This window comes from Synechococcus sp. R5-12 (genome assembly GCF_047502655.1).
In the GTDB taxonomy this organism is placed as follows: domain Bacteria; phylum Cyanobacteriota; class Cyanobacteriia; order Thermostichales; family Thermostichaceae; genus Thermostichus.
In genome coordinates this window covers 1-19,895 of sequence record NZ_JANSIM010000009.1, presented here as the reverse complement: position 1 = coordinate 19,895, position 19,895 = coordinate 1, and the positions used below count along the sequence as shown (strand labels likewise).

Below are 19,895 nucleotides of genomic sequence, written 5' to 3'. Positions count from 1 at the left end.
AAATTCAGCAAAGTTCAGGGTTTTGGGGGTTAGAGGCATGCTCATCTCTTCAGAGGTCTATCCCGGATCCCTAGCTTAGGGCAGCGCCGAAGAACTCCACCGCTTCTGCCAACACGTCTAAAAAGCGATCCACCTCCGCCAACGTGTTGTACAGGTAAACACTGGCTCGGGCAGTGGATTGTACTCCCAAATAGCGATGGAGGGGTTGAGTGCAGTGGTGCCCCGCTCGAACGGCAATGCCTTGCTCATCCAGCAAAGTAGACAGGTCATGGGGATGGACAGCCTCCACCGAAAAGCTAACCAGCCCTGCCCGTCGCGCCGGATCCTTGGGGCCATAAACCGTAATACCCGCTATGTGCTGGATCCCGTCCAACAGGTGGGTAATCAACCTTTGTTCATGGGCATGAACCCGCTCCAGACCGATCTGGCTCAAGTAATCTACGGCTGCCCCCAGCCCCACCGCCTGGGCAATCGCCGGCGTACCAGCCTCAAATTTGTGGGGGATATCCGCATAGGTGGCGTGATCCCAGTACACATCGGCGATCATCTCTCCCCCGCCCAAAAAGGGAGGCATCGCTCGCAGCAGCTCCCGCCTGCCGTAGAGGACGCCAATCCCCGTTGGGCCACACATCTTGTGCCCCGAAAAGGCCAACCAATCGCAATCCAGCGCCTGGACATCCACAGGCATGTGGGGCACGCTCTGGCAGGCATCCAGCAAAACCTTGGCTCCGTAACGATGGGCCAGTTCAGTAATCTCCTGAACGGGGTTGATGGATCCCAGCATGTTGGAGACCTGGGTTACCGCCACCAAGCGGGTGCGGTCGCTGAGCAAAGATTGGTAGTGCTCCAGATCCAACTCTCCCTCTGGCGTGATCTGGATGAACTTGAGGTGGGCTCCCGTCTTCTGGGCCACCCATTGCCACGGGATTAGGTTGCTGTGGTGCTCCATCACCGAGAGGACGATCTCATCCCCCCGCTCCAGATGGCTCAAGCCCCAACTGTAGGCCACCAGATTGATGGCTTCGCTGGCATTGCGGGTGTAGATGATCTCCTGAGGAGAAGGCGCGTTCACAAACCGAGCGATCTTTTCCCGCGCCCCCTCATAGGCATCTGTGGCTTCGTTGCTCAGCGTATGGACCCCACGATGCACGTTGGCGTTGCAGTGTCGATAGTAATGATCCATCGCCTGCATAACCGCCAGTGGCTTTTGAGAAGTGGCGGCATTGTCAAAGTAGATTAGCGGGTGGCCGTTGACCTGGCGCTGCAAAATCGGAAAATCTGACCGCACCTGGGCAGCCAGATCGAAAGAATGGTCAAGCTTGAGAGAAGAAAGGGGGGATACCGCCATGGTCCGCGCAAAAAGCCTGCTTCCCTCAGTATGACATCGCTTCCGGCCAGCCTTCGGCAAACCCATCCGCCCAATCCCTTCCAGCATCCAGGGATCCCTTCCTCCCTGACCTGAAAGCGAAACTTGTCACAAAATGTAACCTGATGTTAAGATTAGTTACAGCAATCGATATGAGGTATTGACAATGCAATCTTCTCCCAGGATCCCTTCTCGTCTGGACTCCGCTTCTGTTGCCCAGTACTACGACACCACCAACGACTGGATCCCAGGCTGGACAGAGCAAGCGGAGCGTTGGAATGGACGCTTGGCCATGTTGGGCTTGGTGATCAGCATTGCTACAGAAGCGGTGCTGGGCCACAGTGTTTTTGCCAGCACTCTCGCCCAGTGGCTAGGTCTGCAATAACCTGCAATAATTTGTCGAAGAACTTTTCGGTAGAGCCACATTGGACATCTCACAGACTTTCTCTTCGGCTTTGAGATGTTACAGCTCTACCCTTTTTGGGAGCTTTTTCACCCTTCAATCCCTATCTATCCCTATCTCGACAGTCCGATGATGCTTGACAATCCCTTCCTCCCCTACATTGCCGTCATGGTGGCCGGGCTGGTGGCCGCTGTTGTGATTGGCTCGATGGCTTTCTTCAACTCCAAGCGCCCTGCTGGCTGGGAAGGCGCCGGTCGCCCGCGGTACGTGCCGCAGTACGGTCAAGACGGCGATACCCCGCCGGAGTGGGAGATTGGCTGGACGGAGAAGGCGGAGCGATGGAACGGACGGCTGGCCATGTTGGGGTTTGCCATAAGTGTTGTGGTAGAGGCCATTGTGGGCCACAGTGTGTTTGCCTCTGCACTGGGGATCCACTGATCCAAGTTGAAAGCTGTCCGGCGCCCAGTCGTCTCGAGGAAATAAAGGCGGAAGCTATGGAAGCCTGCTTTTTCCTCATGCGTGCTCTTTGTCTTTGCCGTGCAGTACTACCTCGCTTATCTCCTGGAAAGGCTGTACTCAAAGATCGGTGCCTCCTCCATTCGGTTGGTGTCTAGCCATCTGTTGCCTGTCTAATATGATTCTCAAAGGTGAGACGTGCTGGAAGCTCAGAAAGGTTCATAGGGATACCCACAAGCTTGAGTGTCTTGAAAAATAGATGGAAGTTATCTACCTTGTCACAGCGGAAGTAACAATCAGAGCTCTTTGTTGACCTAGACCCTGAGATAAACTCCAGGCGGAATACGTAACCATCCTCACTATCAATGCACAGCTTAATCTCTTTGATAGCCTGGATCCTAAATAACAATCGCTCTGAAGAACCGAAATCCTCGACTCTAACGTACTCCCTACTTATGGCAACGCATCCAAATGAAACCTCTTGTCCACGCTCAATTGCTTCTCTCATGCCTTTCCAGCGCGTGGAGCAAATGTAGCTGGCTACATACCTCATCAAAGGCAAAGACGGGGAAGATATAGATACGACAGGATTTCCTTGGCAATTGATGTAGTAGCTGTAGTATGGGTAGCATTCTGATTTGACAAAACCGACACTCTTCTTTCTGAAGTCCACGTTCACTGAGACAATTTCGTTATACCTATAGGCAAGTCTGTTCTGCTTTCCTAGGATGTCACGATAGATGTCATGATAAATGAAGCCATTGCTCAAAATAACAACCCTAGATTTATAGGGTTGATTTGAGTACCAATAGTACCAAAGAAGCATCGATAAACCACCCAACAATCCAGAAAAAGCCATAGCAATAGGAGGTATGCCACTGGCCAAAGTGCTAGGGATCCATGTCCCTAAGGCAGAAAGTATTGCCGATAGAACTGCGAAGATAGGAAGTCCAATAAGTAGCAATGTAGATAAAGATACCGACACAACACGCATCAGCAAAGTAAAAGGGCTCCATTTCTCGATTGGCGTTTCTTCTGTTGTTACGAGGTATCCCAGTGACTTATCCCGTACCAGCTTTGTCTCGGCCTCTAATAACATCACTTATCCCCCCTCACTTCTTGGATAAGCTCCATTGGCAATCTATGCCAAAGTAGTGTTTAGAGACAAACTCATAATCTATTCTGTTTCACCACTGGATAATCTTTTTCTGAACGGCTGTCATACACATGGCAACGCGGGCGTTGATCTCATCCTCAGAGCCGAAAATATCTAGCTTTTCTTTGAGCCTTTGGATACAGTTTTGTACGGTCTTCTTGCTGGTGTGAATGCGATCGGCAATGGCTTGGTCGGTGAGGGCTTCTTTGCAGAGCAAATTCAAGACCTCAATTTCTCGTTCCGTCAGCTTCGTAAGACCGCGCAACTCCCGCGGCATGCGCAATTCTCCATTGAGGGCACTTTTGGCCCCCTCCAAAAACACGGTGCGCCGTTCCATTTTGTTGACCGCGGCAAACCCACCCTGGTGTTTGCTGATCAGGCCCACCAATGGAGTGAGCAGCAGCGGCTCGCTGGAATAGGCCATCACATTCAAGGTGGGGTAGTTCTCAAAGATATGGCGCAGGAACTCTAGGCCAGGCTCGGCAGACTGCTCTCCGCTGGTTTGACCATAGAGCAGATCGGCTACAACCAAGTCTGGTTGTTCCCGCTGCAGGCGCAGGATGGCGTCCATAGGGTTGGTGACCGTAATGCACTGAGCATCGGCTGCAATCCGTTGCAGCCACTCACAGTTGTTCTGGGCCACCTCTGGATGATCTTCGACGATCAAAAACTTGAGCGGGGCAGTGGCGCTTTCAACCTCGGGCATCAATCCACTCCTCTAAATCCTTATCTTGTAGTCCATTCTCTGCCGAGCGAGCTTGGCCGAGATGCGTTCGTCGGCAAGGGATCCGTCTGCAAGCATAGCTCCCAGCCGACTACCCCAGTGTAGCCTCAGGTAGGGGCTTAGAGGTGAGCCTGGGGGGGTGGGAAAGGACAGGTTAGGCTAGAGGGTGACGTCAACCGGATCTGAACTGTGGTACCCCTGCAAGATCGCAACCCAACCACCCGCACAGCCTATGTCACTTATGCCCTGGTGATCGTTAACATCTTAATTTTTCTGTACCAGCTAACCCTGTCGCCACAAGAGCTGGCAGCTTTTTTCCGGGAGTGGGCAGTGGTACCGATAGAGTTGACGGCCAGTTTTCGAGGGGAGATCACCTCTTCGTCGCGTCCGGAATGGATAACCCTATTCACCTCACAATTTCTGCATGGGGGCTTTCTCCACATTGGCGGGAACATGCTCTTTTTGTGGGTTTTCGGCAACAACGTTGAGGATCGCTTGGGCCATGTGCGTTACCTCATCTTCTACCTGACTTGTGGAGCTTTGGCTGCATTAACGCAGTGGTTTTTCGACATGGGATCCCCCATTCCTTCACTGGGGGCAAGCGGCGCTATTGCTGGCGTATTGGGAGCCTATATTTTGCGTTTTCCACGGGCCGAGATTCTGACCCTGGTGCCCTTGGGTATTTTCATCACAACCCTCTACGTTCCGGCTTGGGTGTTCCTGGGCTTTTGGTTCATCCAGCAAGCCTTCTACGGCATTGCCAGCCTACAGACGCCTACCAACATCGGTATGCAGGGTGGGGGGATTGCCTATTGGGCCCATGCGGGCGGTTTTGTGTTTGGGGCCATTTTGGGGCCGCTGATGGGGTTGTTTTCCGGCAAAAGCCCTTATGACCGCCAAATGACTTGGCAACAACGTGACAGGGATCTGTTTTGATTTGATCAGCTTTGATACTTTCTCAGTCTATTGTTAATCGGATAGCAGCGTGATGGGAGAAAGCCATGGTCAGTCTATCTGCCAAGCCTCTAACTCTGGAAGACTTTCTACAACAGCCGGAAACTCAGCCCGCCAGCGAGTTCATCAAAGGAGAAATTATCCAGAAGCCCATGCCACAGGGAAAACATAGCCGTCTCCAACTAAAACTGGGTAGCTTCATTAACGAGATGTTGGAGCCTTCTCAACTGGGAATGGCATTTCCAGAGCTGCGCTGCACCTTCGCCGGATACGCGATTGTACCGGATATTTCTGTAATCGCCTGGGATCGGATCCCTGTAGATGAAGATGGCACCATTCAAAATCTCATCCCCTTTTGCCCTGATTGGATGATCGAGATTCTCTCTCCCGATCAAAATCCAATGAAGCTGGTCAAAAAAATCCTGATCGGTTTGGCCCACGGCTGCCAAATGGGGTGGGTGGTGGATCCCGAAGAAAGGGTTGTTTTCGCCTACCCTGCCGGGCAGCAGCCGACGGTGCATGAGGATCCCCAAGAGGTGGTCCCCACTCCTGCGTTTGCCCAAGGGATCCAACTGACAATTGCAACTTTGTTTGGCTGGATGCAAGTTCAAGCTGGCGAGAGCCACAAGTCCAATGCGGGATAGAAAAAGAGTGGATCTCCTTGCATCCCTCAATTCTCAATTCAAATTCAACATTCAGTTGTTGTAGAGGGCAGGAGCTTGGGCAACCGTCTCACCAGTTTGAGGCAGCTCCTGCCGCAGCAGCGCCACCAAGGCGTTGGTGGATTGGTCGTAGAGGCTGGTCACCAGCTTGGGGTAGAGCCCAATGCCAATGATGGGGATCAACAGGCAGGCAATGATGAACACCTCGCGTGGCTCAGCATCTACCAATTCTTCGTGTTCGGTCAGCTCTTTGTTCTCTGGGCCAAAGAAAATCTGCCGCAACATCGACAGCAGGTAGATGGGGGTCAGGATCACCCCAACTGCTGCCAGGAAAACCACCACCAACCGGAAGGGGAGAGAGTAGGCATCGGTGGTGGCCATGCCGATAAACACCATGATCTCGGCCACAAAGCCGCTCATGCCGGGTAGGGCTAGCGAAGCCAGGGAGCAGGCGGTGAACATGGAGAAGATCTTGGGCATCTTCAGGCCAACGCCGCCCATTTCCTCCAGCTCCAGCGTATGGGTGCGGTCGTAGGTGGCCCCCACCAAGAAGAACAGGCTGGCCCCGATCAGCCCGTGAGAGATCATCTGCAGCATGGCGCCGCTCATGCCGATCTCTGTCAGGGATCCGATACCGATGAGCACGAAGCCCATGTGGCTGATGGAAGAATAGGCGATCTTCCGTTTCAGGTTGCGCTGGGCAAAAGAGGTGAGGGCGGCAAAGATGATGTTCACCACCCCCAACACGATCAGCACCGGCGCAAAGTAAAGATGGGCATCCGGCAGCATGCCCGCATTCATGCGCATCAGGGCATAGCCCCCCATCTTGAGCAGGATCCCGGCCAGCAACATGTGAACCGGCGCGGTGGCCTCGCCGTGGGCATCGGGCAGCCAGGTGTGCAAGGGGAAAATGGGCAGCTTCACCCCATAGGCAATCAGAAAGGCCCCGTACATCAGCAGTTGGAAGGTGAGCGGATAGGTCTTGTGGGCCAGATCCGTCATGTCAAAGCTGATGGGATCCCCGTAGAAGGCCATGGCCAGACCTGCCACCAGGATAAACAGGGAGCTGAGAGCCGTGTAGAGGATGAACTTGGTGGCCGCATACAGGCGGTTGTATCCCCCCCAAATGGAGAGGAGCAAGTACACCGGGATCAGCTCCAATTCCCACATCAGGAAAAACAGCAACATGTCCTGCACGGCAAACACCCCGATCTGCCCGCCATACATGGCCAGCATCAAAAAGTAGAAGAGGCGAGGTTTGAGGGTGACCGGCCAAGCGGCCAAGATGGCTAGGGTAGTGATAAACGCCGTGAGCAGGATCAGGGGCATGGAGAGGCCATCAGCCCCCACCGACCAACTCAAGCCCACTTGGGGTACCCAGGTGTAGCGCTCCAGCAGTTGCAAACCTGTCTGGCCGGGATCGTAGCCGACATAGAAGCCGGCCAGCAGAATCAGCAGATCCGTGACCGCAATGAACAAAGCAAACCAGCGGATCCGCTCGGCCAACTTTTGTGCGTAGGCGCGGGTACTGGGATCCCCAGCCGGTGCTGGGATCAGGGGAATAAATAGGGCGGCCAACACAGGGTAAGCGATGACCGTGGTCAGCCAAGGAAACTCGTGCAAGCTGGGCAGCGCCATGGATGTAACCTCGCTTGTGCCATACCATCAGGGGGATCCCTGCCGGCTGCAATCCGACAGCCCTTTACCAGAATCGCCCTTGAGTATCTATGCTTAGCAAATCTACAGGATTATCTTAAGGCTCCCTCTCCCTTTGCGTTGGGATCCCTGGGATGGAGCAGATGCATGGGTGGATGTTGTACCCGAAAATCAAAATATAGTCTTCCACTGTTCTCACAAGGTAACCGATCCCATCATGCCTCAGCCCAAACTGATCATCCACGGCGGAGCCGGCAGCGCCCTGGAAGGGGAAAGCAGCCTGGAAAAAGTGAGGGGATCCCTGCGGCAGGTGGTGGAGAGCACCTACGAGCTGCTGTTGGCCGGGCAGAGTGCCGAGGCGGCGGTGATGCATGCCTGCCAGTTGCTGGAGGATGATCCGCTCTACAATGCCGGGACGGGGTCGGTCTTGCAATCGGATGGGCAAATCCGCATGAGCGCCGCTCTCATGAACGGGGCCACCCAGTCTTTTAGCGGGGTGATCAACGTCAGCCGAGTTCAGCATCCCATCCTCATGGCCCAGGCTCTGCAATCAAGCCCGGATCGCGTGGTGGCCGAACAAGGGGCAGCAGAGCTGGCGCGGGAACTGCAGTTGCCGGTTTATGATCCGGCCACTCTCAAGCGGGTTCAAGAGTGGGTGCAGTTGCGCCAAACCCATCCCCCAACTAGGGTTCTCACTGCTCTGGCCATGGGCACGGTGGGGGCGGTGGCCCTGGATCAACAGGGGCAAATCTGTGCCGGCACCTCCACCGGCGGGCGGGGGTTTGAACGGGTGGGGCGAGTAAGCGATTCGGCCACTCCAGCGGGAACCTATGCCAGTGCGGCGGCGGGGGTCAGTTGTACTGGTGTCGGGGAAGATATTTTGGATGAGAGCTTGGCGGCGCGGATTGTGATTCGAGTGGAAGATGGCCTCAGCCTGAAGGCTGCCATGGCCAAGTCTTTTCAAGAGGCCCGCCAACGTCGCCGCTCCTTTGGGGCCATTGCTCTATCGCGCTCGGGCGAGATTGCTTGGGATACCACCACCGACCTACTGCTGGCCGCCTATCACGATGGGCAGGGGATCGGCTTGACGATCTAAACTTCTAGCCGGGCTTGCGGGATTAGACCTGGACAAGCCTGAGGCGGTTGGATAAGAGTAGGATAAGAGTAGAAATAGTACTTAAACAAACCAAGTCTGCCCCCTGGCGGGCCACTGTAGAGCGTTTATGGCACTTCACGCGGAGTTGCACCGTCATTTGGGCGGTTCGGTTGTCCCCCGAATTCTGTGGCGCTATTTTCACCGCCAGGGATCCCCTTTGGCAGAGCGCTTTCCCACCTATGCCGAGTTTGAGGAGTTCTACACCCGCCCGCGCAACACCCTCGAGGATTACCTGGAGCTGCACACGCTGGTGGAACAGGTGCAGACCCTGGAAACCCTGCCCTATTTTATCTACCGCCTGCTGCGGGGAGCCTACGTCTTTGAGGATCTGGCCTACCTGGAGATTCGCTACACTCCCTACCTGCGCACGGATCCCAGCCTGGATGAGGGGGAGCGCCTCAAGCAGATGCGCCAGGTAATCGAGACGGTGGGGCAGGCCAGCCAGCAGCGGGAGTATCCCATCGTCACCACCCAGATCGTCTGTTTGCATTCACGCCTGCCCAGCCACATCAACCGGGCCATGGTGGAAGCTGCCGCTGAGTCGGAGTATGTGTGTGCCATCGACCTGGCCGGGGGAGACAAGCCCTACGGCGAACGGATGGACGAGTGGATTGAGCTGTTCAAGTATGCGCTGGCCCGCGGCCTGAAAACCACTGCCCACCTGTACGAAACTTTGGATGGCTGCTACCCACAGTTGCTGCCCTATGTCTCGCGGATCGGCCACGGCATTCAGATCCCCCTCCACTATCCAGAATTGCTGCCGGAGCTGGCACGGCGAGGACAATGCCTAGAAGTTTGTCCCACCACCTATCTAAAAACGGGAACTCTGCCCAGTTTGGAGCCCCTCAAGGTTGTGTTTGACCGCTGCTTTGACGCGGGGGTGGATATTGCCATCTGCACCGACAACGCCGGCTTGCACAATGTACGCCTGCCGTTTGAGTACGAGAACCTGCTGACCCACGACATCATCGATTTCGAGCAGCTCAAACACTGCCAGGAAGCAGCTTTTCGTCACGCTTTTGCCTGGCCCTATAAGGGGCGTCCGGCCTCATTGTTGTCGGAGTTACAGCAGGGGGTATCTGCTTCTTTGGTGGCTCTCTGATCCCCTCAGCGGGACGGAGTCTTTATTCTTCATCCGAGCTTCTTGAGAATAGGGAAGGGATCCGTAACAGAGACAGGGGCAGCTTTCGCAAGGGAAATAACCGCTTGGATCCCTTGCCCAGAGCGATGCTGAGGGGCATCCGAGGGTGGATGAAGCCCAACAGAATCCAATGCTGAGTCTACTGAGCCAAGCATGAAGGTCTATATCAGTGCCGATATTGAAGGGATCGCCGGCATCAGCCATTGGGATGAGGCCACCATCGGCCAGCCGGGCTACGAGGCATTCCGAGAGCAGATGACCCGAGCAGTGATCGCGGCTTGTGAGGGATCCCTGGCTGCCGGAGCCACGCAGATCACGGTCAAAGATGCCCATGACTCAGGGCGGAACCTCATCCCCGAGCGGTTGCCGGAGCCGGTGCAACTCATCCGCGGTTGGAGCGGCCACCCCTACTGTATGGTGCAAGAGCTGGATCGCAGTTACAATGCCCTGATCTTGATCGGCTATCATGCCCGCGCCGGTTCTGCTGCCAACCCCCTCGCCCACACCTACACCACCGAAGTTAGCCAAATCCGGCTGAACGGCCAGGCCATCGCCGAGTTTCACCTGGTCAGCCTCACGGCTGCCTATGAGGGAGTCCCGGTTGTGTTTGTAGCCGGAGATGCGGAGGTGTGTGCCGCAGCGAAAGCTTATGACGCCCACATCGAGACGGTGGTCACCCACAAAGGGATAGGCCAGTCGGTCATTGCGCCACATCCGCAGCAGGTTCTACAGGCCATCCGCCAAGGTGTAGAGGGATCCCTGAGGCGGCTGCCGGCCTACCGGCCTCGCCCACTGCCGGATCACTTTCAATTGGAAGTGGACTACAAGGATCCCGCTCGGGCCTACCGCAAGTCTTTTTATCCCGGCTGCCGGTGGGTTGCCGATTCCACGGTTCGGCTGGAAGTTTCCGACTGGTTTGAGGTGTTGCGGGCTTTGGAGTTTATTGTGCTCACCTAGCCGCGACCGATGGGGATCCAAGCGGCATCTGGATGAGGCGAGCAGCAGCTTCCCTGAGGCTGGTCTCGGAAAGGTCAGACAGCTCAATCCGGGCCCGAAGGCGATTGAAGTTTTGCTGCAGCCCGTGTCGATAGGTGGGGTCGTAGTGCTGCTGCAGCAACTCCTGCACAAACTGCGGCCAGTCTTGGGCGTCGATCAGCTCAAACCAACGCTGCAAGCGGCCCTGGCCAAGACGGGACTTCAGAGGCAGCAATTTTTCCTTCAGCGCTTGGGGGTGAGCAATCCAGTGGGGATAGTGGGCGATTAACCCCTTCACCCGCTCCTCTAGAGGCAACTGCACTTCGACACAGTCGGCTTGGGTAAGGGCTTTCCAAAGGGCAGGCGGCAGATGGAGCTGGCCCACTTTGGCACTCTCAGCCTCCACCCAGACTGGCTTGGCGGGATCCCACTGGAGAAAAACCTGCACCAGTTGACTTTCAAAGCTCTTCTGACTGGGCTGTGGCACCCCCCACTCGGCCCCCAGGAGGGATCCCCGGTGACAGGCCAGCTTTTCCAGATCGAGAACTTGGGATCCCTGTTGGCGCAGATGGTGAAGCAACTGGGTTTTGCCGCTCCCTGTTGGTCCGCAGAGCACTCGGTAGGTAAATTCCTGGGGCAAGATCTGCAGCTGTCGGCGCACCCAGGCCCGGTAGGTTTTGTAGCCACCTTGCAAAACCGTAACCTGCCAGCCCACCTGGGACAACACCAATGCCAAGCTGGCAGAGCGCTGCCCTCCCCGCCAGCAGTAGATTAGGGGCCGGTAATCGCGATCTTTATCGGCAAAATGGGTTTGCAAGTGGCGACTGATGTTCTGGGCCACCAAGCTTGCCCCTCGTTTGCGGGCTGTAAAGGGATCCACCTGCTTGTAGAGCGTGCCCACCTCCGCCCGTTCTGTATCGTAGAGTACAGGCAAGTTGATGGCTCCCGGCCAATGATCCTCTGCGAACTCTGCCGGAGAGCGCACATCGATAATTTCGCTGTAGGTGTGCAGCCAGGGCTCTGCAGTGAAGTGAATCGGAGGAGACACAAACCTGCGGATAGAAATGGCAAGCTAGCGCAATCTTGAACAGTTTCTAGCTTAGCCAACGCTGCTGCTCAAGGAAGCCCAGGGCTAACCCTAGCCTATCCCCTCGCAGGTGGACTTCTCGCTTTTCCAGAAGTTTAGGCAAGGTCTCTGGAACATGCAGGATGCCATTTGCCGCTCTCAAAAAAGTTATAGAGGTTTTCAGGCTCTCCAGGTGCCACCTCAGATAGAAAGGTGAGCTCGGACTTTTTCTTCGTCCATTTGGTCAGTCGGCCCCTCCATGATAAGGGATCCATTTTCCATGAGATAAAAATAATCGGCTAGGCTTTGGGCAAACTCAAAATACTGCTCCACCAGCAACACCGAAACGCCCCGCTCCTTTTGAATACGGGTGATGGCTTCTTCAATCTCGATGATGATGGAGGGTTGGATCCCTTCTGTAGGCTCATCCAGGAGCAAAAGTTTGGGCTCTGCCACCAAAGCTCTGGCGATGGCCAGTTGCTGCTGCTGCCCACCGCTCAAATCCCCACCCAGCCGTTTAAGAAAAGAACGCAGAATTGGGAATAGGTCATAGACAAACTCAGGTATGATCCGTTCTCTGTCCGGTGCCGCTTCTAGCCCCACCAGCAGGTTTTCCTCAACCGTTAGGCGGGGAAATATCTCTCGACCTTGGGGTACATAGCCAATACCGGCGCGGGCTCGCCAATTGGGAGGGTAATGGTTGATAGGACGGCCCTCAAAAGCAATTTTGCCTGTGCAGTCTTTCAGAAGTCCCATCAGGGCTTTAAGTGTGGTGGTTTTGCCCATACCATTGCGGCCCAGAAGGCAAACCGCTTGGCCGGGAAAGATCTTAAAAGAGAGATCCTTCACAATTAAACTCTGACCATAGTAAACCCTCAAGTTGGAGACCTCCAGGAGAGGCCCGGATCCATCTCGGGATAAGTTTTGTGTTGCGGTCGCGTTTTCCGTATTCATAGGCCTGCGCATGAGTCGATTAGATACAGAACTATAGCCTCTTTGCTTAGTTTTTCCCCTTGTGGGATCCGAGATAGACCTCAATCACTCGCGGGTCGTTTTTCACATCCTCAAAGGTACCTTCGCACAGCACCGAGCCTTGGTGTAAAACGGTAACCTTGCGGGCAATTTGCCGGACAAACACCATGTCATGTTCGATCACCAAAATGGTGTGGCTTTGGGCTAAGGATTGAATTAACTCTCCTGTAGCTTCTGTTTCTTTGTCCGTCATCCCGGCCACGCATTCATCCAGCAGCAGCAAATCCGGATCTTGAGCAATCACCATGCCGATCTCCAGCCATTGCTTTTCTCCGTGGGAAAGCAGCCCTGCCGGAACCCGATCCTTACGGCTGAGGCCAATGGTTTCCAAAAGAGCATCCGTTTCTTGTCGCAGATGCTTTTTGCCAAGTAGGGTGGAAAAAACCCTTTTGTCAGGGTTGAGGGATAGCTCCAAGTTTTCTCGCACGCTCAAGTTTTGATAGACCCGCGGCGTCTGAAACTTGCGCCCAACACCCAAAATCGAGATCTCATGTTCCTTGAGCTTGGTCAGATCTTTTCCTTTAAACAGCACCCGGCCTCGAGTAGGCTTAACCTTGCCCGTCAGCACATCGAGAAACGTAGTCTTACCCGCCCCATTGGGGCCGATGACCACCCGCAGCTCCCCTTCCTCCAGAGAGAAGTTCAGCCTGTCCAAAGCCTTGAAGCCATCAAAGCTGACGGTGAGATCCTGAGTTTGTAAAATTTGTCGGGTGGCGGTGGGAGCTGCAGTAAGCATGGGGATCACATCCAAGAACGGAAAGGCCAAAGGTCAAACCGGATTCTCAACCCATCAAATAAACCCATCAAATAGGAGAGGAAACTTGGCATCGCTGGCTCACCCATGGGATCCTCTTACCTTAAACTTATATCTTGCACATAACTGACATCCTCAAGAGAAAGCCAGATTTAGGCTGGAGAAGTATTTGCCAAACGCCTGCGCCAAAGCTGAACGGTGACCCAAAGTTGCCTGCCTTGGGTGCGCACCCAACCCACCAGTCCATCCGGCAACACCAGCACCACCAGCAGGAACAATCCCCCCTGGAAAAACAGCCAAATCTCCGGAAAATTTTCGCTCAGCAAGCTCTTGGCAAAGTTAACCAACAGAGCCCCCAGCACCGCCCCCACCAAACTGGCCCGACCGCCCACCGCCACCCAGATTACCATCTCAATGGAAAAGGGAACGGCCATCGCATTGGGAGAGATGATCCCAGTTTGCAAGGTAAACAAAGCTCCGGCAACACCCGCCAGGGCAGCAGACACGGCAAACACCAGCACTTTAAAGCCGGTGGGATCGTAGCCGGAAAAACGAACCCGCGGCTCGTCATCTCGAATGGCTACCAGGATCCGACCGAATAGGCCGCTGGTCAGCCAACGACAGAGAAGGTAAGCCAAAACCACCGCCAGAACTGTAGTGACATAGACAGCGAAGCGCATCTCGGACGAGTTGACATCCAGGCCAAACAAAGTCTGGAAGTTGGTCAGGCCGTTGGTGCCATTAATTAAGCGCTGTTGGCCGTTGAAGAAGTTAAAGAAAATGATCGTGGTGGCCTGAGTTAAAATGGAAAAATAAACCCCTCGGATGCGATTTCTCACCACCAAATACCCCAGGGCTGCCGCCACCAAAGCCGGGATCAAGACCACAGCAACAGCCGTAAACGGAAACGAATAAAAGGGATACCAAAACCAGGGCAATTCCGTTACCCCGTAGAGGCTGAAAAACTCCGGTATCTGACCTTCCGGCAATTGCAATTTCAGGTGCATCCCCAGAGCGTAGCCCCCCAAAGCAAAGAACACCCCATGCCCCAGACTGAGCATGCCGGTATAGCCCCAGATGAGGTCGATTCCCAAAGCTACAATGCTGAGGGCCAGAAACCGCCCCAACAAGTTGAGCCGAAAGCCAGACAGCACAGTTGGGGCCACAAAGATCAAGGCCAGCACCAAAACGATGAGGATCCCGGCCTCCCACAGAAGCTTGCGAGAAGAATTGGGATCCCCACCCGCGGCGGGAGCAGCCACTTCATGATCAGCACGGGGGGAATGAACCAGTTTCATGGGCTTTGTGAGGGAGTAGAAGATGGAGAGTCTGGTCCTAGAGTTTTCGCCAAGCGAGATCATTCCCTAGGCATCCACCATACGACCTTTTTCGGGGAAAAGGCCCCGAGGTCGCACCTGCAAAAAGGCCACGATCAAAGCAAAGACCATTACCTTGGCCATGCTCGTGGTGGCAAAAAAGTTGAGGGTATCGGTCAGGATGGGCACGTTGGAAAAGATCAAAGCCAGCGTCCCTGAGCCGATGACAAAGTTGGCAATCCCGATCCCAAGCGCCGCCACAATACTGCCTAAGAGCTTACCAACACCCCCCACGACGACCACCATAAAGGTATCCACGATGTAGTTCTGGCCGGTGTTCGGCCCCACGGATCCCAGCAGGCTGACCGCCACGCCGGCTACTCCCGCCAGACCCGAACCGATGGCAAAGGTAAGGGCATCCACCTTTTGCGTGGGGATCCCTACACAGGCACTCATGGCCCGATTCTGGGTAACCGCCCGGATGCGCAGCCCCCAGCGGGTGCGCTGCAAGAAGAAGTACAGCCCTAGGATGCAGAAGACAGTGAGGGCGATGATAAACAGGCGGGTATTGGGCAAAAACAGGCTGCCCACCGGGATCCCACCCCCCAGCCACCGGGGAGCCGTCACGTCTTTGTTCTGGGCGCCGAACCAAGGCTGGGTAACCGCCAAAGCATAGGTTTGCGCCAGCACCCGCCCCCCCACCGCTGCAATGGCCGTGGAGAGCACCAACAGCAGCGCCAGCGTCCACCCCTTGAGACGCGGCCAATCCGCCCGCCTGGACAAAAGCCACCAGCCGCCGAAAAAGAGCACCGCGAAGGCCCCCAAGCGGAAAGCCAGCACCCAATTGACGCTGCGCACAAACTGCTGCAGGATCAGGCTCACGCCCCAGGTGGCCAAAAGGGTCTCCAAGGGTCGGCCATACAAAAAGCGGATCACCCCCCGCTCCAAGGCCAGCCCTACCAGAGCAGTGACGGCAAAGGCAGCTACCAAAGCTGGAAAGATGTACAGATCCCGCCAGGGATCCCCTAGGGGACGAAAGGCATTTTGCACGACGAAGGTGGTGTAGGCCCCCAACATCATCAGCTCCCCATGGGCCATGTTGATGACCCCCATGAGGCCGAAAACAATGGCCAAGCCCAAGGCGGCTATTAGCAAGACGGTGCCAATGCTAATGCCGTTGAACAAGCTGTCCAGGAGCAAGGTCATGGGCAGGGGATCCTCCTTCCAACTAAACTAGGGAGGCTAACCGAGCATCTAGGCGGGATCCCAGACCCTATCCAAACGGCAAGGGATCCCGCCCACAGCCACCAGCAGGGCTAGCTGACTTTGAAGCGACCGCCTTTAGCCGGATCCGACCAATCGCAGGCAAAGCCCTTGGTCTCTGCCACAAACTGGTTCCAGGGCTGTGGTTCCACGGCATCCGTAGAAAAGATGACATCAAACAAACCGTCAGAGCGCACCTGGCCGATCCGCACATACTTGGTCAGGTGGTGATTGGTGTTCATGGTTACCAAGCCTTCTGGGGCATCAAAGGTCTGGCCATAGGCTGCCTGCCGCACGGCGTCGATTTCCACTGTTCCCGCTTTTTCCACTGCCTGCTTCCAGATGTAAACCATGATGTAGGCGGCTTCCATCGGGTCGTTGGTGACGCGGTTTTGGCCGTATTCTGCCTTGAAAGCTTCCACAAACTTCTTGTTGGCAGGCGTATCCACCGTCATAAAGTAGTTCCAGGCGGCGAAGTGCCCTTCCAAGAATTCGGGGCCGATGGCCTGTACCTCTTCTTCGGCAATGCTGACGGACATGGAAGGATAGCGATCTGGCCCCAGCCCTGCCCCTTCCAGTTGTTTGAAAAAGGCCACGTTGCTGTCGCCGTTCAAGCTGTTGTAGATCACACCGCCATTGGGAAGAGCGGCCCGGATCTTGCTGATGATGGGGGTAACTTCTGTGCTGCCCAAAGGCAGATAGTCTTCACCCACCACTTTGCCCCCCAGGGCTTCCAACTGGGCCTTGATGATGGTGTTGGCCGTGCGGGGGAACACGTAGTCGGATCCCACCAGGAAGAACTCTTTACCTTTATTGTTGAGCAGCCATTCCACGGAAGGCTCGATCTGCTGGTTGGGGGCAGCGCCGGTGTAGAAGATGTTTTTGGAGCACTCTTGTCCTTCGTACTGCACGGGATACCAGAGCAGGTGCTGCTTGGATTCAAACACCGGCAACACGGCTTTGCGACTGGCCGAAGTCCAGCAGCCGAATACCGTTGCCACCTTGTCCACATCGATCAATTTGGTGGCTTTCTCGGCAAAGGTTGGCCAATCGGAAGCCCCATCCTCGATAATCGGCTCGATCTGCTTGCCCAAAACCCCACCGGCGGCATTGATCTCTTTGATAGCCAGCTTTTCGGCATCCACCACGCTGGTTTCTGAAATGGCCATGGTGCCGCTGAGGGAGTGCAAAATGCCAACGCGAATGGTCTCTCCCTGGGCGTAGGCGGGCACAGACCGCTTCACCCAGATCTGCGGCCCCAGGGCCGCCCCGGCTCCGGCCAGAGCGCCCATTTTCAGCACTTGACGACGATTAAAAGATTGAGCCATCGGTGATCTCCGAAACGAAGTGAGTGCAAAGGGTATTAAGAAGTCCAGTTGTTGCAGCAGCCCGGCCAACGGGGGGAAGCACCTAGCTCATCACCTCGCCCATGTGTTGAACCTGCCCAACTGCGCTCAGCTGAGGCTTTCACCGAATGCCTTCCCAACGTCAACAGGGGAAAGGCTAATCCTGCAGTCGAGAAAGCGTCGTGCGTCCCTGTTGCCTTAACGTGTTCCATCAAACCCATTCAGCCCGGAGAGAATTGTATCGCGGGATACCTTTTCCCAGAATCCGAGCCTGTTCTCGGCTCCCTTTCCCCACAGGCTGTAGGCAAAGGCAGGGATCCCTTGCTGCCGGCATAATAGGGGTTCTGGGGTCGAGAATTAGTTGAGAGTTAACAGCTTATGGTGCAACAGGCTGGCTATGGATCTTGGCGATCCCCGATTACCGCTGACCTGGTGGTGACGGGATCCCTGCGCTTGGGACAGATGGTTTGGGATCAGGGGGATCTCTACTGGACGGAGGGCCGCCCGCAAGAAAAAGGGCGCAATGTGTTGATGCGGCGCTCTGCCGACGGGATCCTGGTGGAGCTGACACCGGCACCTTTCAATGTGCGGACACGGGTGCATGAGTATGGGGGTGGAGCTTATTGGGTGTCGGCAGGGGTAGTGTATTTTTGCAACTTCGCTGACCAACGGCTCTACCGCCTGCTGCCGGGTTCAGATCCCCAGCCCCTGACAGAAGCAGGCCCCTATCGCTACGCCGACGGGGTGGTGGATCGGGCGCGTGGACGCATCCTCTGTGTGCGGGAGGATCACAGCCGCCAGGGAGAGCCGGAAAACAGCCTTGTCTTGATTGACTTAGCAAGTGGATCCCAGCAGATTTTGGCTTCTGGGCACGACTTCTACGCCAGCCCGCGCCTCAGTCCAGACGGCCAGACCTTGGTATGGCTGACCTGGGATCACCCCCAAATGCCCTGGGACGGCACAGAGCTGTGGCGGTCTGAGGTGAACCCTGACGGCAGCTTGGGAGAACCTCAAAAGCTGGCCGGTGGCCCTGCCGAGTCGATCTTCCAGCCCCAGTGGTCACCGCAAGGGGATCTCTACTTTGTTTCCGATTGCAGCGGCTGGTGGAACCTCTATCGCTGGGATCCCCAGGGCCCCATTCCCCTCTGCCCTATGGAAGCGGAGTTTGGAGAGCCGCAGTGGGTGTTTGGCCTGAGCACCTACGGCTTCTGTGGCGATGGGCGCATCCTGGCCTGTTATGAACAAGACGGGCTGTCTCATCTGGCTTATCTGGATCCCCATTCAGGACAGTTGGCAGGGATCCCCTTGCCCTACACCCAGATCAGCGGTTTGCAGGTAAGTGGGGAAAAAGCCGCTTTCCTGGCCGGATCCCCGACGGAAGCCACTGCCTTGGTCTGCCTAGACTTACCCTCCAGCCAAGTGGAGGTGGTGGCCCGTTCCAGCAGCGTGGCGGTGGATCCCGACTATCTGTCGATCCCAGAGCCCATTGTTTTTCCCACCGGTGGCGGCAAGGCAGTGGCCTACGCCTTCTTCTATCCCCCCAAAAACCGAGACTTTGTTGCCCCTGCTGGCGAAAAGCCACCCCTGCTGGTGAAAAGCCACGGCGGGCCCACCGGAGCGACGGCAGCGGTGCTCAACCTGGGGATCCAATACTGGACCAGTCGGGGGATTGCCGTTTTGGATGTGAACTACCGGGGCAGCAGCGGCTACGGACGGGCCTATCGGGATGCTCTCAAAGGCCGGTGGGGCCTGGTAGATGTGGAAGATTGCATCGCCGGATCCCAATTTTTGGCAGAACAGGGCAAGGTGGATGGGGAACGGCTGCTCATTCAAGGGGGCAGCGCTGGCGGCTATACCACGTTGGCGGCCTTGACCTTCCATGCCGTCTTCCGAGCAGGTGCCAGCTACTACGGGGTGAGCGATCTAGAAGCCCTGGCCCAGGAGACCCACAAGTTCGAGTCTCGCTACTTGGACAGCCTCATTGGCCCCTACCCAGAGCGGCGGGATCTCTACCGGGAGCGTTCCCCCATTCATCACCTGGAGGGCCTCAATTGTCCGGTTATCTTCTTTCAAGGCTTGGAAGACGCCATCGTGCCCCCCAATCAGGCGGAGAGGATGGTGGCAGCCCTACGGGCCAAAGGGATCCCAGTGGCCTATGTGCCCTTCGAGGGAGAGCAACACGGCTTTCGCCAGGCGGCCAACATCAAAAGGGCTTTGGAGGCAGAGCTTTACTTTTATGCCCAGGTGTTGGGGTTTCCGCTGGCAGAACCTCTTGAGCCGGTTCGGATCGAGAACTTGGACATCTGATGATGACTGCTCAATGGGTCGAATAGAAAGGGATCCCGTCCCATCTATGGCCCATTGTTGCTCCACAACGCTGTCGCGACAGAGCAGCCCCTCTATGATGGACTTACCAGCCAACCCGGATGGAGCATGACTCTAGTCAATAATAAGCTCAACTATACTGAA

18 protein-coding genes are annotated in these 19,895 nt (G+C 55.9%); 8 read left to right on the top strand and 10 right to left on the bottom strand.

Annotated elements, in window-relative coordinates; genetic code table 11:
• Positions 1–70: 70 nt before the first annotated feature.
• Positions 71–1,348: a cysteine desulfurase gene (locus tag NW843_RS00745; protein ID WP_414331647.1), complete on the bottom strand. Its 1,278-nt coding sequence runs from the start codon at positions 1,346–1,348 to the stop codon at positions 71–73.
• A 184-nt stretch (positions 1,349–1,532) separates the two neighbouring features.
• On the opposite strand from NW843_RS00745, the gene NW843_RS00740 reads away from it, so the two are divergent.
• Together NW843_RS00740 and psb35 are read left to right on the top strand one after the other, a co-directional pair.
• Positions 1,533–1,751 carry a hypothetical protein gene (locus NW843_RS00740; RefSeq protein ID WP_011433585.1) on the top strand — a complete coding sequence of 73 codons (219 nt, stop codon included), beginning with the start codon at positions 1,533–1,535 and terminating at the stop codon, positions 1,749–1,751.
• 147 nt (positions 1,752–1,898) lie between these two features.
• Positions 1,899–2,207 (top strand): photosystem II assembly protein Psb35, encoded by a 309-nt coding sequence (gene psb35, locus NW843_RS00735; protein ID WP_414331646.1) that lies wholly within the window; start codon positions 1,899–1,901, stop codon positions 2,205–2,207.
• Between the two features lie 172 nt (positions 2,208–2,379).
• Here psb35 and NW843_RS00730 read toward each other — a convergent pair whose 3' ends face one another.
• Complete coding sequence (locus NW843_RS00730) at positions 2,380–3,327, bottom strand: hypothetical protein (RefSeq protein WP_414521820.1); 948 nt, start codon at positions 3,325–3,327, stop codon at positions 2,380–2,382.
• Positions 3,328–3,412: 85 nt separating this feature from the next.
• Positions 3,413–4,087, bottom strand: coding sequence for a response regulator transcription factor (locus NW843_RS00725; RefSeq protein WP_414342386.1), 675 nt, complete (start codon positions 4,085–4,087; stop codon positions 3,413–3,415).
• Between the two features lie 207 nt (positions 4,088–4,294).
• Here NW843_RS00725 and NW843_RS00720 point away from each other — a divergent pair, with 207 nt between their 5' ends.
• Positions 4,295–5,041, top strand: a complete 747-nt coding sequence (locus tag NW843_RS00720; protein WP_414521819.1) for a rhomboid family intramembrane serine protease — start codon at positions 4,295–4,297, stop codon at positions 5,039–5,041.
• Between the two features lie 65 nt (positions 5,042–5,106).
• Positions 5,107–5,703, top strand: coding sequence for a Uma2 family endonuclease (locus NW843_RS00715; protein WP_414521818.1), 597 nt, complete (start codon positions 5,107–5,109; stop codon positions 5,701–5,703).
• 51 nt (positions 5,704–5,754) lie between these two features.
• On the opposite strand, the gene NW843_RS00710 is transcribed toward NW843_RS00715, so the two are convergent.
• The gene (locus NW843_RS00710; protein ID WP_414357523.1) at positions 5,755–7,359 is read right to left on the bottom strand and encodes an NAD(P)H-quinone oxidoreductase subunit 4; all 1,605 of its coding nucleotides are present in this window, start codon (positions 7,357–7,359) and stop codon (positions 5,755–5,757) included.
• A gap of 235 nt (positions 7,360–7,594) precedes the next feature.
• Here NW843_RS00710 and NW843_RS00705 point away from each other — a divergent pair, with 235 nt between their 5' ends.
• From NW843_RS00705 to NW843_RS00695, 3 genes are all read left to right on the top strand, one after another.
• Positions 7,595–8,473, top strand: a complete 879-nt coding sequence (locus NW843_RS00705) for an isoaspartyl peptidase/L-asparaginase (RefSeq protein ID WP_414521817.1) — start codon at positions 7,595–7,597, stop codon at positions 8,471–8,473.
• A gap of 127 nt (positions 8,474–8,600) precedes the next feature.
• Positions 8,601–9,635 (top strand): adenosine deaminase, encoded by a 1,035-nt coding sequence (locus tag NW843_RS00700; RefSeq protein ID WP_414408842.1) that lies wholly within the window; start codon positions 8,601–8,603, stop codon positions 9,633–9,635.
• Positions 9,636–9,827: 192 nt separating this feature from the next.
• On the top strand, positions 9,828–10,631 hold the full coding sequence (locus tag NW843_RS00695; RefSeq protein WP_414521816.1) for a M55 family metallopeptidase: 804 nt from the start codon (positions 9,828–9,830) through the stop codon (positions 10,629–10,631).
• Here NW843_RS00695 and mnmH read toward each other — a convergent pair.
• From mnmH to urtA, 6 genes are all read right to left on the bottom strand, one after another.
• A complete protein-coding gene (mnmH, locus tag NW843_RS00690; protein ID WP_414521815.1) occupies positions 10,624–11,697 on the bottom strand; it encodes a tRNA 2-selenouridine(34) synthase MnmH in 1,074 nt (357 codons plus the stop codon). The genes NW843_RS00695 and mnmH overlap by 8 nt on opposite strands.
• A gap of 219 nt (positions 11,698–11,916) precedes the next feature.
• Positions 11,917–12,681: an urea ABC transporter ATP-binding subunit UrtE gene (gene urtE, locus NW843_RS00685; protein WP_011433598.1), complete on the bottom strand. Its 765-nt coding sequence runs from the start codon at positions 12,679–12,681 to the stop codon at positions 11,917–11,919.
• A gap of 34 nt (positions 12,682–12,715) precedes the next feature.
• Complete coding sequence (gene urtD, locus NW843_RS00680; protein WP_414374659.1) at positions 12,716–13,483, bottom strand: urea ABC transporter ATP-binding protein UrtD; 768 nt, start codon at positions 13,481–13,483, stop codon at positions 12,716–12,718.
• 170 nt (positions 13,484–13,653) lie between these two features.
• Positions 13,654–14,862 carry an urea ABC transporter permease subunit UrtC gene (urtC, locus tag NW843_RS00675; RefSeq protein ID WP_011430742.1) on the bottom strand — a complete coding sequence of 403 codons (1,209 nt, stop codon included), beginning with the start codon at positions 14,860–14,862 and terminating at the stop codon, positions 13,654–13,656.
• 3 nt (positions 14,863–14,865) lie between these two features.
• Positions 14,866–16,023: an urea ABC transporter permease subunit UrtB gene (gene urtB / locus NW843_RS00670; protein WP_414521814.1), complete on the bottom strand. Its 1,158-nt coding sequence runs from the start codon at positions 16,021–16,023 to the stop codon at positions 14,866–14,868.
• Between the two features lie 110 nt (positions 16,024–16,133).
• Positions 16,134–17,408, bottom strand: coding sequence for an urea ABC transporter substrate-binding protein (gene urtA / locus NW843_RS00665; protein ID WP_414521813.1), 1,275 nt, complete (start codon positions 17,406–17,408; stop codon positions 16,134–16,136).
• A gap of 396 nt (positions 17,409–17,804) precedes the next feature.
• Between urtA and NW843_RS00660 the strand changes: the two genes are divergently transcribed.
• The gene (locus tag NW843_RS00660; protein ID WP_414521812.1) at positions 17,805–19,733 is read left to right on the top strand and encodes a S9 family peptidase; all 1,929 of its coding nucleotides are present in this window, start codon (positions 17,805–17,807) and stop codon (positions 19,731–19,733) included.
• Positions 19,734–19,895: the final 162 nt, after the last annotated feature.

Coding starts and splice junctions, on each gene's coding strand:
- NW843_RS00745 (WP_414331647.1), bottom strand. CDS start 1,348: ATGGCGGTATCCCCCCTTTCTTCTCTCAAGCTTGACCATTCTTTCGAT.
- NW843_RS00740 (WP_011433585.1), top strand. CDS start 1,533: ATGCAATCTTCTCCCAGGATCCCTTCTCGTCTGGACTCCGCTTCTGTT.
- psb35 (WP_414331646.1), top strand. CDS start 1,899: ATGATGCTTGACAATCCCTTCCTCCCCTACATTGCCGTCATGGTGGCC.
- NW843_RS00725 (WP_414342386.1), bottom strand. CDS start 4,087: ATGCCCGAGGTTGAAAGCGCCACTGCCCCGCTCAAGTTTTTGATCGTC.
- NW843_RS00715 (WP_414521818.1), top strand. CDS start 5,107: ATGGTCAGTCTATCTGCCAAGCCTCTAACTCTGGAAGACTTTCTACAA.
- NW843_RS00710 (WP_414357523.1), bottom strand. CDS start 7,359: ATGGCGCTGCCCAGCTTGCACGAGTTTCCTTGGCTGACCACGGTCATC.
- NW843_RS00705 (WP_414521817.1), top strand. CDS start 7,595: ATGCCTCAGCCCAAACTGATCATCCACGGCGGAGCCGGCAGCGCCCTG.
- NW843_RS00700 (WP_414408842.1), top strand. CDS start 8,601: ATGGCACTTCACGCGGAGTTGCACCGTCATTTGGGCGGTTCGGTTGTC.
- NW843_RS00695 (WP_414521816.1), top strand. CDS start 9,828: ATGAAGGTCTATATCAGTGCCGATATTGAAGGGATCGCCGGCATCAGC.
- urtE (WP_011433598.1), bottom strand. CDS start 12,681: ATGCGCAGGCCTATGAATACGGAAAACGCGACCGCAACACAAAACTTA.
- urtD (WP_414374659.1), bottom strand. CDS start 13,483: ATGCTTACTGCAGCTCCCACCGCCACCCGACAAATTTTACAAACTCAG.
- urtC (WP_011430742.1), bottom strand. CDS start 14,862: ATGATCTCGCTTGGCGAAAACTCTAGGACCAGACTCTCCATCTTCTAC.
- urtB (WP_414521814.1), bottom strand. CDS start 16,023: ATGACCTTGCTCCTGGACAGCTTGTTCAACGGCATTAGCATTGGCACC.
- urtA (WP_414521813.1), bottom strand. CDS start 17,408: ATGGCTCAATCTTTTAATCGTCGTCAAGTGCTGAAAATGGGCGCTCTG.
- NW843_RS00660 (WP_414521812.1), top strand. CDS start 17,805: ATGGTGCAACAGGCTGGCTATGGATCTTGGCGATCCCCGATTACCGCT.